The sequence below is a fragment of the Synergistaceae bacterium genome, assembly GCA_017444345.1.
GTDB lineage: Bacteria > Synergistota > Synergistia > Synergistales > Aminobacteriaceae > JAFUXM01.
The window spans coordinates 27,857-41,418 of record JAFSWW010000099.1; the positions used below are offsets into that span (position 1 = coordinate 27,857).

Below are 13,562 nucleotides of genomic sequence, written 5' to 3' on the forward strand. Positions count from 1 at the left end.
CATAGGAGGTGCAAAATTTAATTGAAAGACTCAAAACAATTTGTAATAGTTACAGGCATGAGCGGAGCAGGCAAAACAATGACTCTAAAAGTTTTAGAAGACTTTGGATTTATCACGATTGACAATTTACCGCCGGAATTACTGCCGCAGTTATTCACTCTCATATCAGAACGCCCGGAGGCAGCAAAGAGTCGCGGAGTCGTGGCCACTGTAGACGTTCGCAATGTAAGCAGCAATTTTGTTAATGTCATCGATACAATTTCGCAGGCATGGGGAGGAGTCGTTAAAGTAATATTTTTGACCGCTTCAGACGAGGAATTATTACGCCGCTATGAACGCACAAGACGAGTTCACCCGTTGAATAAAGGAATGTCGACTCTTGAAGGAATTTTAGCCGAACGTGATTTATTATCGCCAGTGTTAGACCGAGCCGATATAGTAATAGATACTTCAATGATGGATTTACACCAGCATAGAGAGAGATTGCTAAAAGAATTCTTTGAGCTTGACGGCGGAATCTCGATTTTAATCAGCTCATTCGGTTATAAATACGGAGTCCCTCAAGATGCAAGTTTTGTTATTGATGTTCGCTGCCTGCCTAATCCGTATTATCTTGACGAGCTGAAAAATTTGACCGGAACAGATAAGCCCGTTAAAGATTATTTGCTTGAATTTAACGAGACTAATAAATTTATAGAACTTGCAAGAAATTTTCTTGATTTTGCGATTCCTGAATTCCTGAATAATGTACGCGGCCAGCTTCATATTGCAGTAGGCTGTACGGGGGGCCGTCATAGATCCGTAGCAGTTGCTGAATGGCTGTATGAAATCTACTCAAAAATTTATGAAGGAGTCTGCGTTATTCACCGCGATAAGGGGCACGGGCATCAATGAGTTATTTTTTTCTAGGAGTCTTCACGACTCTATTAATATTATTCATGTTCGGGCGGATAAAATTTAAATCGACTCCAGTAATCGAACGCGCAATAAATAAAAGACTCTCAAACGGGCCGTATATTCTAGCAATCGGAGGCGGAACGGGATTATCAACACTTTTGCGGGGTATCAAGGCATTCACGCGAAATATTACAGCAGTTGTAGCAGTAACAGACGAGGGAGGCAGCTCCGGCCGGATTCGCAATGAATGGGGGATGTTACCGCCCGGCGATGTTCGTAACTGTATAGTCGCGCTTGCTGAGAATGATAACGAGCTCAAGAAAATTTTAGACTTCAGATTTGACCGCGGGGAATTATCCGGCCATAGTCTGGGCAATTTATTATTACTTGCTGTTACAGAAATGTGCGGAGATTTCAGTCTGGCAGTCGAAAAAATGAATCACTTGCTGTCAATTAGGGGGCGGGTCTTACCTGTTACAACTGAAGGAATTACTTTAATGGGCAAAACTAAGGACGGCCAGCAGGTTAAAGGCGAGCTCGATATTTCCAAACATGGCGCATCATTGCAAGAAATTTGGCTCGAACCTGTAAACGCAAAGCCCCTCCCTGAAGTTGTCAGTGCAGTTAATGAAGCCGACGTAATTTTATTAGGGCCGGGGAGTCTTTTCACGAGCGTGATTCCGAATTTATTGCTGCCTGATTTTGCCGACAAGATAAAAGATTCAAGAGTTCCTAAAATTTATATCTGCAACTTAATGACTCAGCCTGAAGAGACTCAAGATATGAACGTAGTACAACATTTAGAATGGCTTAGTGCTGCACTCGGCTGCGTACCTGATTTTGTGATAGTGAACAGCGAAAAAATTCCCGATGATATTATTCAAGCATATAAACAGGACGGGGCGACTCCGTTATATCTTGATTATCACCAGCGAGAAATTATAAAGAATATGGGCTGTATTTGCGTTGAGACTCCTACAGTTGCAGTGATAAATACGGAAAAAGGCCGCTTTATCAGGCATGACCCGCAAAAATTGGCCTCGATAGTATTTAAGCTCTTCAGGAAGATTGACGAGCAAGAAATTTCATGAATTCTAGTTTATTATCTAGTGCGCTTGTTGTAGGTCTTCCTAGATTTTCACGCGATTTAATTTGTGATTTTGCCTCAATAAATGCTAACTCGTCTGACTCTCTTGCTATCTTCAAAGCCTGATCAAGGGAGTCGTAATCATTTACGCTGAAAATATTTACATAGCCGCAGGATTTTGCGATTCCGGGCAAATTTATTTTACTTGCTACAGTGGGAAGACCTCCGACACTTTCATGAGCAGAGTTATTTATTACAATGTGAACTAAATTTTTAGGTGCTAGACTGCCTATTACAGCCAGCGAGCCTAAATGCATAAGTGCCGCCCCGTCCCCGTCTATGCAGAAAAATTTTTTTCCGGGCTGATTTAACGCAGCTCCGAGTGCAATACTTGACGCATGACCCATTGAGCCGACTGTCAAGAAATCCCGTTCGTGAGTCTCTCTTAACTCGAATAATTCGCGGCTTGTCTTCCCTGTAGTGCTGATGATGGGAGAATCGCCCGAAAATTTTATAATATGCCTGATAATTTCTTCACGAGTCATAATATAATCATTATTATATAAAACTTTTTCGTCATAAGTTAATGCGTCCTTACGAACTACGAAAGCAACACAGTTATTATTATTTAGCTCGACTCTAAAATCTTTCATGACATTATATAATTCCTGCTGACTCGTATCTTGATTAAGCACAAAAAATTTTATGCCTAAATCGTCTAATAGTTTCAGAGTAATTCTCCCCTGATAAATATGCTGCGGTTCGTCATGGACTCCGGGTTCGCCACGCCAGCCGATTATGAATATAGCGGGAATGTTATAGACTTTAGGATTTAATAAACTTGCTGAAGGATTCACGATATTTCCGAGCCCTGAATTTTGCATGTATACGGCCGCAAATTGCCCGGTTGCCAAATTATAACCTGCTGCTATGGCCGCCGCATTGCCCTCGTTCGCTGCTATTATGTGATGATTGTTATTATTCATTCCATAAGTATTTATTAAATAATTGCACAGTGCTTTTAACTGGCTGTCAGGGACTCCCGTGTAGAAATCGCAATTTATAACCTCAACAAAATTTTTAACGTCCATTAATTCAATATCTCCCTGTATAAATTTTTTATAGTGAATAAATCTAATTTTGCCGGAAAATTCTTTAATCGTTCAGGATTCACGCTTGCTGATAATATATTAATTTCCTGTTCGTTCGCTTCCGGGATCTCTAGGCCAAGACGCATAAATATGGCACTAAATTTTTCGGCTGCTTTTTCCGGACTCCCGCAATTCATGCAAGCTGCTATATCATTCAGGACGGGCAAATTTTCATGTTTTATCAGCCACTTGAATAATACCCGGTTGCACAATGCCGCCGCGTGTCCGTGTGCAATATTATATAACCCCGTGATTTTGTAGCACATTGCGTGTCCTGCCGTAGTCTGAGCTAAATTAATTGCTTGACCTGCTAAATATGAATTCTTTAGCATTTCTTCAGGATTATATGAGCCCGGGTAATTCTCAAGCAAACGAGTTATATTTGTGAGAGCTTCACGAGAAAATTTTTTGCTGGATTCGTCCGCGTTGACTGACCAGAAGGACTCTAAAGAATGCGAGAATGCGTCTAAGGCTGAAGATTTGCGATGATAATCGGGCAGATATTTTAACAATTCCGAGTCAAATAATACAGAGTCAGGGATTATTTTTTCGTCAGTGATTGATAACTTTTTGCCGCCCTCATAGAGCACCGCAAATTTTGTAGCCTCGCTGCCTGATCCTGCCGTCGTAGGAATAACAACAAGCATAGAGTCAGGATTATTCAACTTTACATATTTTGCTGTATCGATTGCAGAACCGCCCCCTACTGCTAATATAATGCCGCATTTATTGAGAGTGAAAAAATTACTTGCTGCCTTTGCGTCTTCTATTATGGGATTAGGTGTAAAGCTCGTAAAGTGAAAGACTCGCTTATCTCTCAAGCACTCATAAACACGTGAAAATTTCTCGGCTGATTTACCATGAATAAATAAAATTGTTTTATCCTGTAAAATTCTTTGAAGTTCGTCATAATTATTTAATATTTGCTGCATTTAGGAGTCCTCCCTAAAAATTTGCTGCTAAAATATTTATTTATAAATCATTGGGAAGTTACTGGAAATTATAAAAATTTTTGTGCCAGTTTTTACCGTGTACCATAAAATTCGCTGGGAAACCCACAACGTGGGCGGGCTTGAGATTTCTTATATTCTCGTCATAGTCCTTAGTTTTCTGCGGTATTATCTCATCGACATATTTAATGCTTTCGAGTACGATTTTACGCTGTTCATAATTCATATATGGCTTAGGCTTATATGACGAGATTGCTTCATCGCTGAACAGTCCGACAATGACTCGGCCATAACGCGCGGCAGTCCTCAAAATATTTATATGTCCCGGGTGAATTATATCAGCTGACATGGGAACATAAACAGTTAAATCTGAATTCTTGAGTCTTTCTCTTACTTGAGAGTCGTCAAAAATATAATCGCCTTTAACGTCCGAACATTCCGGAGTAATTGCTTTTGCCGGGCGATTCTCATGATTCACACAGCCGTCGCAGAGAGTCCCGCCTAAATCATTTTCCATGAATCTCCGGCGCATGTCCTTCATTTTTTCACCGTACCAGCCTTCTTTGAGCGAGACTTTATTTAAATCTGCTACTATTAACATATTCTCGTAATCTGCATTCTCAATCGATAAATAACCTTCTTGAGTTACAGAAATTGCGTCAAATGGCAAATTACAGCGGCGTTTAACCTCGTCATCACAATCACAGCGCAGATATTTATCTATTTCAGGCATATAACCGCCCTGATTATAGACGTATTTAAACACGATTTGATCCGCTAAACCTTTAAAGACTTCAAAATATTTGTCTCGTAAATTTTCAGTGAAGCGAGTCAAGATTCCAGTTACGTAAATTTTGTAATTCTTGCCGGATTCCTGCCTGTATTGATTGAGATAGCGCAAATTATTCATGACAGTGTCAAAATCGTCCCGGCCGTGAATGAACTTGTATAATTTTTTCTGCGGTGCATTGATTGAAAATTTTATACTGTCTAGTCCCGAGTCAATTACAGCGCGAATCTTTTCCGGAGTTGCAAGTGATCCGTTAGAAGTCAAATATACATAAGTATAGCCGATTTCTTTTGCCTTAGCTATAAATTCCGGTAATTCAGGAACTAAAAAGGGTTCGCCGGTCGCATAAAATCCTACTTCACGCGTTCCCAGTTCATAGGCCTGACGCAAAATATCAAAGCCTTTCGCCTTGTCCATCTTTGAGACTTTCCGCCGCATTTTCTGATGAGCACAGAATATACAAGCATGATTACACACATTAGAAAGCTCCATTAAAAAATTAGTTTTCGGGAATGGAGGCTCTAAAGAATAAAGCTCTTCCCGGTCGGCCTTCTTGAGTCTGACTCGCTCCTGAAGGTCTACATCCTTTCCCATTTTGCCGCACATGGTAAATTAATACCTCCTTTATATTATTCAGGGGCAGGAATAAGCCTAATAATGTCCCTGAACGGCATCAAAAATTTGTCGCATTCCTGCGATCTGTGAGAGCGTAAAATTGTCTCGGCTGCTTGAGTTATTGCCGGAACTGCCGCCCGCATTAAGTGATTCGCATAAATGATTATATTTGCGCCCCGTGCCTTGAATTCTTCTTCTTTGACTGAGTTAAAACTTGTAGGCACTAACACAACGGGGGTAGATTTATCTTTTTCTCTGAATCTATCAAGAAACGCAAAAATTTCCGCCGGGTCCTTGCTGCGTGAGTGTATCATAATTGAGTCTGCTCCGGCCTCTGTGAATGCAAATGCCCGAGTCAATGCGTCATCGAGTCCCCGTTCAAGTATAAGACTCTCGATTCTTGCGCAAATCATAAACTCTTTAGTCTTCTGTGCCTTCTTACCTGCCCGGATCTTAGCTGAAAAATTTTCGATTGAGTCCTGAGTCTGTATTACTTCATTGCCGAATAAACTATTTTTCTTGAGTCCCGTCTTATCTTCTATTATTATCATTGAGACTCCGAGTCTTTCAAGAGTCCTGACTGTATATATAAAATGTTCGGGGCGGCCTCCTGTATCACCGTCAAAAATAATCGGCTTTGTAGTAACTTCTATAATATCTTCAATAGTGCGAAATCTGCTCGTCATGTCAACGAGTTCAATATCGGGCTTGCCTTTTGCTGTGCTGTCACATAGAGAACTCACCCACATAGAGTCAAACTGTCTAGGCTGGCCGTCTTGATAAATAACAGTATTCTCGACAATTAAGCCCGTCAAACCGTCATGAGCTTCCATAGCAGTAACAAAATTTTTTATTGCCAGTTCCCGCCGGAGTCTCCCCCGCCTAATATCGGGCATTGCTAAATCTGAACGCGCGCGATTCTCTATTTCTCTAAATCTATCATCTTTTGAGTAGGGGAATTCAACGAGCCGCCCGCCGTAACTTGCAAGAATGCTCACAACTTCATCGCGTATAGGTTTCTGAAAGCCGCTCCGCCAGTCATCACCATGTACAAAAATATCGGGCTTGTAAATCTCTAAATTTTCGCGGTAAGAAAGAGTCTTTTGCTCAACAACTTTATAGACTCCTGAAATATTCTCAAACATTGCGAGCCTGTCTTGATAAGTAACGAGGGGGAATCTCTTAAAACTTGCTACAGCCTCATCTGATAGAATGCCGATAATTAATTTTCCGAGCCTCTTTGCTTTCTTGATTATTGCGATATGCCCGGCGTGAATTATATCCGTTGAGAAGCCTATATATACAGTTCGTGACTCTATTTCTTTTAAGCGTGAACTAATAACTGCTAAATCTTCGGGCGTGTCAATCTCTGAACATAATAGATTCCTTAAGTCGCACCCGTAAATATTGCACCGGCCTTCTAAATCGTTTAGTGCTTTCTCCGCGTAAAAATTTAATGCCCCCCCCCCCCTGCGTAATTTCTGCAATAATCTTCTATTTTATTGAGCCATAAAAGCCAGTCATTTTTTGCGAGCTTATATAAAGGCTGTGCAGTCAGGGCATTATTAAAGAATTCGACTCCGACTTTGAGAATCTTATTATCTGAGTCAATAACGGCCTTAAAATCTTTATCTGGCAGCGGCACACTTGAAGACACGGCCATGACTGAACGGGATTCGCTCAAAATTTTGTCAATTGCTTCATTCTCGAAAACTAAATCACCGTGCATAAATAATAAATCATCGTCCCGCAAAAATTCACGAGCAAGATAAATACTATAAATATAATTAGTCTGCTTATAATCGGGATTATTTACGAATTTAATATTAACGGGTAAATCAAGAGTCCTGCAGTAATTCATCAGGACTCCCTCACAATATCCAGTTGTAATAATTATCTCGTTGATTCCGAGTTCTGCGAGCTGCTTTAATTGACGCGATAAAATTGTCTCACCCGGTTTTATTTCAGTTAAGCATTTAGGCTGTTCACTGGTCAAAACGCCCATTCTTGAGCCGAGCCCGGAATTAAGTATTAACGCTTTCATGATTAATTTTTCGGCCCGATTGAGTGAATTAATAAAATATTTTGTCCTTCTTTGAGCTTGAGAATTTCACCGAGTTTTTTTGCGTCAAATGAGCCTCTTACTACCGCATTCCAACCTTGAGACGCTGCGAATAAATAAGCGTTCTGCATGACCGCCCCGGCGTGTGCATATACCCAGCGCGAGATTAATTCTTTAGGTGCTTTGCTGCCTGACCATAAATTTATGTCGTTCACATAAGCGAGATTTACAGCTGCTTGGCCGACAAATTCCTGCATTCCCGTGTCTTGTCTGTGATCGCCCTTAGTGATTAACTCAAGCGAATGAGTCAAAGCGTCATATTTATAGACTCCTTCACGGTTGAAGACGTAAATAAAAGTGTCTTGAATACCCATAGCGACGGGGTAAACTCTGAGTCCGTTTTCGCGGTTCACTCCGGCAGTGATATATAACAAATTAGATAAGTCCTGCAAAGAAATATCAACATCGGCAAATTCACGCGCTGAATGTCTGTTAGTGATTGCTTCTGTCAAACTCATTCCGCCGGTTTTGACTGGATCAGGGAGCTTTATAATTTCTCCTTCAGCAAATGAACACGAGGCAATTAATATAATAATTAAAGCACTGATTAAAATTTTACGCATAATAAATTATTCCTTCCTACTCTATAATATAACTTGCTAAGATTTCGCCGTAATAACTCACATGAACATCACGATTTGCGCCCGCTGCTGTGCTGTTAATATTTTGCGGATAAAGAGAGTCGCGCAATTTCTCATCATTCAATAAAGGCAGGTCTTGAATCTGTCTATATAAAACGCGGCACTCAAGAGTCAAAGGCAATTGCAGAATTCCGGGAACTGAAATTTTTTCGCTTTCAGTAAGAGTCAACCCTGCGAGCTGAATTTTATCGAGATCCCGCCCCGAACGTGTACCGCAAAATGCAGCAATTTTTTGAGAGTCTTTATTTATATTGACCGGAATATTAACCGTGAATTCAGGATTAGTATCAAGTAAGCTGCGAGTGTAGCGGCCTTCACGAATATACGCCGCAAAAATCGGCCGAGTCCAGTTTATTCCCAGCGTCCCCCAGCCTATAGCCATAGTGTTGACTTTGTCATTTGCCTTAGTTGTGAGTAAAATTCCATGCTGTAAAGAATTTATTATGTGTCCTGCGTACTCGTTTAGATTTATAGCTTTATGCAAAATAATAACTCCTTTCAAGTTTTATGATTTCATGTTTAGCTGAATGAAAGAATTATATCACTCATAAAAACGCCCTCCCGAATAATTTACGAGAAGGCATAAAAATTTTTGCGATAAAATTATTTGCTTAATTCGGCTTTAAGTTGACTAATTTGACTCTCGATTGAACGTAATTCAACACGCAAAGATTCTTTTCTTGATATATCCTGTTCAGTGTTGAGATTTTGGCGGATTCTAGCTCGTTCGAGTTCTAGTGATTCAAGTTCTGACTCGTCATCGCTTGTATCTGAGTCCGAGACTGACTCTTCACTGCCTGCTGATTTTGCCATAGGTGCGCCTGCTTGCTGTGATTTTTGCGAGTCATTAGCGCGGACTGTCATATTATTTGCTTGAGAGTCCTCGTTATTCTCTTTTTCCGGCAATTTCTGACCTAAATTTGAAGCTGGCGACTCTTCTTCTGGAATCGGGGGCAATTCGGGCATTTCTTCGCTTAATTCGCCGTTCTCGCTCTGACCTTCTGTTCGTTCGGGGGGAATTTCTGCGAGCTTGGACTCGTTCATTGCTTCAGGATTAAATGTGTAAGGGTTAAAGCTCACAGACTCGGAATCTTTCTCGTCAAATTCTCCGTCTGCGGTATTATTTGCGTTAATATTTGCGTCCGAATAAATAACGGCGTTTGCTTTTGCTGGTATTACTTCCTGATGTATATATTGATCCTGCTGTTCTTGCTGTGTTACTTGCTGAACCTGCTGATTTTGCTGAGTAGTTCGTGATGAATTGCTGCGAGTTACCTGCTGAAGGTTTGTATTACCCGCTTGTCTCATCATATTTTGAATGTTCATAAATTAAGACCACCTTTCATGATTTTATAATAATAAAATTTGTGAAAAATTTATGAATATTATCAAACTTTTTCATTTAAGCCGCGTTCCTTGAGAATCTTCACGACATTTTTAACGTCCTGAGAGGCTCCCCTGTGAGTTATAAATAATGCGTCAGGAGAGTCTACTATCACTAAATCATTAACGCCGTTTAACACAGCAAGTTTTTCATTTGAGTACACAAAACAATTTTTGCTGTTAAGAATCATGGACGAGCCGACTGTAACATTTTGATTCTCGTCATTGTCAAGAATATCATCGTGCAAAGCGTCCCACGAGCCTACATCTGACCAGCCGGAATTAACAAGAGGCACGACAGCGACTTTTTTTGCACGTTCCATTACGGCATTATCAAACGAGATATTTTTAACATCCGGGAATTCTTCACGCAAATTTTTACGCATAGCAAAGTCATATAATTCGGGGTCAGAGTGTTCAAGCTCGCGATAAAGACTCTCAGGAGTAAATATAAAGATTCCCCCGTTCCATAAATAAATCTTGCTCGCTAAATATTCACGCGCTGTGTTAATGTCGGGTTTCTCCACGAAATTCGCGGCCTCGCAGTAACCGCCCTCGTGAAAGTTGCCTTGCTTGATATAGCCGAATCCAGTTTCAGGCCGAGTCGGTGAAATTCCCAGTGTAGCAATAAAGCCGTCTTTTGCCGCCTGTATAGCAATCTTCAAGGAATCGCAAAAAATTTTGTTATTCTTAATAAATGAGTCGCTCGGTGCGATAATCATAACGTCATTATAATTCGCGCCAGTTCTCAATAATTCGTCAACTGCCAGTAAAATTGCCGGTGCTGTTCCACGTGCGCAGGGTTCTTCTATGATAAAATTTTCGCTCAAATTCTCAAGCCCGAACGTCTCATTAAATTGCTTGACGACGAATTTATGCCACTTTTGACCCGATATAACACGTAAAGATTCAAGCGGCACTATATTAAGCATTCTCAACGCCGTATTTTGCAAAAGTGTTCTATTTCCGTGGAGCTTCAAAAATTGTTTTGGCATGTTCTCACGTGATAGAGGCCATAAACGAGTCCCGCTGCCTCCGCTTAAAATCATCCCGTAAATATTCATGTTTAATTCACCTGTGATTGAGTCCCTTTCTGTAACATTTGATTTATACTCGTTGACAATAACGGAATAGGATCGACAAATTGCCCGCCTAAAATTAAACTATAATGCAAATGAGGTCCAGTTACACGCCCTGTGCTGCCTGATCTCGCAATTAATTGACCCTTTGCAACTTTGTCGCCCTTCTTTACGTCGATTTCTTTTAGGTGAAAGAATGCCGTTATTACTCCGTTCCCAGAGTCAATATAAACGCTGCCCCCTGCGTAATAGTGAAAGCCGGTTAATATAACAGTTCCCGCAAATGGAGCTAAAACTTTTGTGCCGTTCGCTGCTCTCAAATCTGCGCCGTTATGTCCGCTTCTGGGAGTCCCGTTATAGACTCGCTGCAATCCGTAATAACTTGTAAGAGTGATATTATTCAAAGGCGGTTGAGGCGGAGTCGTCCATCGTCTTGAAACTGTCATAGTTTTCAGTGCGGCACCGATTAATTTAGACTCTTCACGGATTCGCTTTAATTCGCGTTTAGGCGGATTTACCATTTTAGGGCTGACTCGTAAATGCTCCTGCGGATATTTGCGTGCTTTGAGCTTGATATTTCCTGATGCTTTATAAATTTTATTTGCTTGAGTGAACTCTATCAAAATGGGATAATCGCCCGGCTTTATATTTCTAACGTCAGAGCCCAGTAACGCGTAAGAGATTCGCCCTGCTCCGCCCTGTTCGACATTAAGAGAAATTTTGCGGTTCATCCATGTTACTACAGGATTTGAATATTCAGCGGTTGAAGTAATAGACACTGCAAATGCTTGGCCTATGTCCCAGCTTTCAGGAAAATTCACCCATGACGAGGCAAAAACGGGACTCGCGAATAAAAAAATTATACTTGCTGCAATAAATATTTTCCTCAAATTTTATCAATCTCCTTTATTTATAAGCTAAATACTTTCTATTAACTTTACTATGATATTTGCGAGATTACTTGCATTTTCTCTCATGACGTTAATAACATCCTGCCCTGTTAAAATTTTATCGCTTTCGATTCCTGCGGCCATGTTAGCAACACAAGAGAGCATACAAACTTTTATTCCCATTGCGTGAGCTGTTACAGCTTCAGGAGCTGACGACATACCGGCAAGATCAGCACCTAATATTCTAAGCATATTAACTTCAGCAGGAGTCTCATAAGAAGGGCCGGGATTTGCGAGATAAACGCCTGTTTTGAGTCCCAGTGATTCAAGAAATGCGAGAAATTTTTTATCATAGACTTGAGTCATATCCGGAAATCTCGTGTTAAATCTTTTGTCATTGCGCCCCCTTAGCGGATTAGGCAATAAATTTATATGATCTCGAATTGCAATAATATCGCCGGCTTTAAAATTTGTATTAATAGCTCCGACTGCATTTGTTATTATTAAATTCTTAACGCCCATAATTCCCAGAACTCTAATCGGAAAAATAACGGCCTCCATAGAATAACCCGAATAATAATGCACGCGGCCTTGAAGTAATATTATATTTTTGCCTGAAATCTGACCGAGAATTATTCTCCCTTCGTGCCCGGGTGCTCTTGAAATCGGCCAGTTTGGTATATCGTGAGTGTCAATAATAATTTGATTCTCGATTATATTTGCTACAGTGCCGAGTCCTGAACCTGTTATTATTGCAATATCGGGCGATACTTTTACGAACTGGCTTATATAATTTAGTGCTTCCTGGGCGTCATCATAGTCATAATCTACTAGTTCTTCAGCGAGTGAAACATTTACTAATAACGCAGCGAGAATAAATAAAGCCGCAAAAAATTTCTTAACTTGTCTCATAATAAATAAATCCCCTAAAAGCTATAAACTTTCTATTAATCTTATAATAATATCAGCGACTTTTGGTGTAATTTTCTTCATATTCATTAATACTTCAGCTTCAGTCAAAATTTTATCGGATTCTATTCCTGCGGCCATATTAGCGACACATGAAAGCACGCAGACTTTAATATCCATAGAATTAGCAGCAACTACTTCGGGGATCGTTGACATTCCGGCCAAGTCAGCACCGAGAAGCCCGGCCATTCTTATTTCAGCAGGAGTCTCAAAAGAAGGTCCCATAAAAGCAGCATAGACTCCAGTACGCAAGCCGAATTTTTTGAGAGTGTCAAGAAATCCCGGATAATAAGCACAGCTCATGTCAGGAAATCGCGAATTCCAGCGGGGTTCATCGGGGCCGACTAAGGGATTAGCTCCCATAAAATTAATATGATCTCTGACTGCGATAATTTCACCGGGCTTGAAATCTTTATTAATTGCTCCGGACGCATTTGTTGCGATCAAAAATTTAACGCCCATCATTCCGAGAACTCGAGTCGGAAAAGTTACAGCTTTCATAGAATAACCCTCATAATAATGCACACGGCCTTGAAGCATGATTATATTTCTCCCGGCGATTTCTCCGAGAATAATCTTCCCTGAATGTCCCGGCGCGGTAGAATTCGGCCAATTCGGTATATTCTTTACATCGATTATAATTTTATTTGCTGCAAAGTCCGCAATATCTCCGAGTCCTGAACCTGTTACTACTGCGATTTCCGGCTGGGCAGAAACTTCTTTTATATATTGCGCGAGATAATTTAGTGATTCCCGTGCGTCCTCGTAAGTGTATTCAGACATTATATTTATTTCACCTCTATATTATATATTCACAAGTTAAGTTATTCTAACATAACATTATTATATTCAGAGAATTTGCGGGAGTTTATTAAGCGTGAGAGATTATAAAATTTTTGTGTGCAGACTCGTTAAATAATATTTTACTGGCTTGTAAGTGTGCAGATCTCATGAAAATATTTTTGCTGTAAACTCGTTATCTATCATG

14 protein-coding genes are annotated in these 13,562 nt (G+C 40.4%); 2 read left to right on the plus strand and 12 right to left on the minus strand.

What is annotated here, in order from left to right; translation table 11 throughout:
- Positions 1–21 precede the first annotated feature (21 nt).
- Positions 22–894: an RNase adapter RapZ gene (rapZ, locus tag IJS99_07755; GenBank protein ID MBQ7561709.1), complete on the plus strand. Its 873-nt coding sequence runs from the start codon at positions 22–24 to the stop codon at positions 892–894.
- Complete coding sequence (gene yvcK, locus IJS99_07760) at positions 891–1,988, plus strand: uridine diphosphate-N-acetylglucosamine-binding protein YvcK (protein MBQ7561710.1); 1,098 nt, start codon at positions 891–893, stop codon at positions 1,986–1,988. Before rapZ ends, yvcK begins: the two co-directional genes overlap by 4 nt.
- Here the strand turns inward: yvcK and aepY are convergent.
- The 12 genes from aepY to IJS99_07820 form a co-directional block, all read right to left on the minus strand.
- On the minus strand, positions 1,957–3,075 hold the full coding sequence (gene aepY / locus IJS99_07765; protein ID MBQ7561711.1) for a phosphonopyruvate decarboxylase: 1,119 nt from the start codon (positions 3,073–3,075) through the stop codon (positions 1,957–1,959). The two genes, yvcK and aepY, sit on opposite strands and share 32 nt — an antisense overlap.
- Positions 3,075–4,067 (minus strand): phosphonoacetaldehyde reductase, encoded by a 993-nt coding sequence (locus tag IJS99_07770; GenBank protein ID MBQ7561712.1) that lies wholly within the window; start codon positions 4,065–4,067, stop codon positions 3,075–3,077. The genes aepY and IJS99_07770 overlap by 1 nt, the downstream gene beginning before the upstream one ends.
- 58 nt (positions 4,068–4,125) lie before the next feature.
- Positions 4,126–5,481 carry a radical SAM protein gene (locus IJS99_07775; GenBank protein ID MBQ7561713.1) on the minus strand — a complete coding sequence of 452 codons (1,356 nt, stop codon included), beginning with the start codon at positions 5,479–5,481 and terminating at the stop codon, positions 4,126–4,128.
- A 23-nt stretch (positions 5,482–5,504) separates the two neighbouring features.
- Positions 5,505–6,809 carry a phosphoenolpyruvate mutase gene (aepX, locus tag IJS99_07780; protein ID MBQ7561714.1) on the minus strand — a complete coding sequence of 435 codons (1,305 nt, stop codon included), beginning with the start codon at positions 6,807–6,809 and terminating at the stop codon, positions 5,505–5,507.
- 134 nt (positions 6,810–6,943) lie between these two features.
- Positions 6,944–7,534 (minus strand): NTP transferase domain-containing protein, encoded by a 591-nt coding sequence (locus tag IJS99_07785; GenBank protein ID MBQ7561715.1) that lies wholly within the window; start codon positions 7,532–7,534, stop codon positions 6,944–6,946.
- Positions 7,535–7,536: 2 nt separating this feature from the next.
- Positions 7,537–8,175 (minus strand): SagB/ThcOx family dehydrogenase, encoded by a 639-nt coding sequence (locus IJS99_07790; protein MBQ7561716.1) that lies wholly within the window; start codon positions 8,173–8,175, stop codon positions 7,537–7,539.
- 16 nt (positions 8,176–8,191) lie between these two features.
- Positions 8,192–8,737: a flavin reductase family protein gene (locus IJS99_07795; protein ID MBQ7561717.1), complete on the minus strand. Its 546-nt coding sequence runs from the start codon at positions 8,735–8,737 to the stop codon at positions 8,192–8,194.
- 119 nt (positions 8,738–8,856) lie between these two features.
- Positions 8,857–9,579: a hypothetical protein gene (locus tag IJS99_07800; protein MBQ7561718.1), complete on the minus strand. Its 723-nt coding sequence runs from the start codon at positions 9,577–9,579 to the stop codon at positions 8,857–8,859.
- Between the two features lie 62 nt (positions 9,580–9,641).
- Complete coding sequence (locus IJS99_07805; protein MBQ7561719.1) at positions 9,642–10,700, minus strand: mannose-1-phosphate guanylyltransferase; 1,059 nt, start codon at positions 10,698–10,700, stop codon at positions 9,642–9,644.
- A gap of 2 nt (positions 10,701–10,702) precedes the next feature.
- Entirely contained in the window at positions 10,703–11,605 is a 903-nt protein-coding gene (locus IJS99_07810) for a M23 family metallopeptidase (GenBank protein MBQ7561720.1), read from the minus strand.
- A gap of 27 nt (positions 11,606–11,632) precedes the next feature.
- Positions 11,633–12,517, minus strand: coding sequence for a purine-nucleoside phosphorylase (locus IJS99_07815; protein ID MBQ7561721.1), 885 nt, complete (start codon positions 12,515–12,517; stop codon positions 11,633–11,635).
- A 21-nt stretch (positions 12,518–12,538) separates the two neighbouring features.
- Positions 12,539–13,357 carry a purine-nucleoside phosphorylase gene (locus tag IJS99_07820; GenBank protein MBQ7561722.1) on the minus strand — a complete coding sequence of 273 codons (819 nt, stop codon included), beginning with the start codon at positions 13,355–13,357 and terminating at the stop codon, positions 12,539–12,541.
- Positions 13,358–13,562: the final 205 nt, after the last annotated feature.

What these genes read in the sequence shown, in the direction of transcription:
- yvcK (MBQ7561710.1), top strand. Translation starts at nt 891, where the DNA reads ATGAGTTATTTTTTTCTAGGAGTCTTCACGACTCTATTAATATTATTC.
- aepY (MBQ7561711.1), bottom strand. Translation starts at nt 3,075, where the DNA reads ATGGACGTTAAAAATTTTGTTGAGGTTATAAATTGCGATTTCTACACG.
- IJS99_07770 (MBQ7561712.1), bottom strand. Translation starts at nt 4,067, where the DNA reads ATGCAGCAAATATTAAATAATTATGACGAACTTCAAAGAATTTTACAG.
- IJS99_07775 (MBQ7561713.1), bottom strand. Translation starts at nt 5,481, where the DNA reads ATGTGCGGCAAAATGGGAAAGGATGTAGACCTTCAGGAGCGAGTCAGA.
- IJS99_07785 (MBQ7561715.1), bottom strand. Translation starts at nt 7,534, where the DNA reads ATGAAAGCGTTAATACTTAATTCCGGGCTCGGCTCAAGAATGGGCGTT.
- IJS99_07790 (MBQ7561716.1), bottom strand. Translation starts at nt 8,175, where the DNA reads ATGCGTAAAATTTTAATCAGTGCTTTAATTATTATATTAATTGCCTCG.
- IJS99_07800 (MBQ7561718.1), bottom strand. Translation starts at nt 9,579, where the DNA reads ATGAACATTCAAAATATGATGAGACAAGCGGGTAATACAAACCTTCAG.
- IJS99_07805 (MBQ7561719.1), bottom strand. Translation starts at nt 10,700, where the DNA reads ATGAATATTTACGGGATGATTTTAAGCGGAGGCAGCGGGACTCGTTTA.
- IJS99_07815 (MBQ7561721.1), bottom strand. Translation starts at nt 12,517, where the DNA reads ATGAGACAAGTTAAGAAATTTTTTGCGGCTTTATTTATTCTCGCTGCG.
- IJS99_07820 (MBQ7561722.1), bottom strand. Translation starts at nt 13,357, where the DNA reads ATGTCTGAATACACTTACGAGGACGCACGGGAATCACTAAATTATCTC.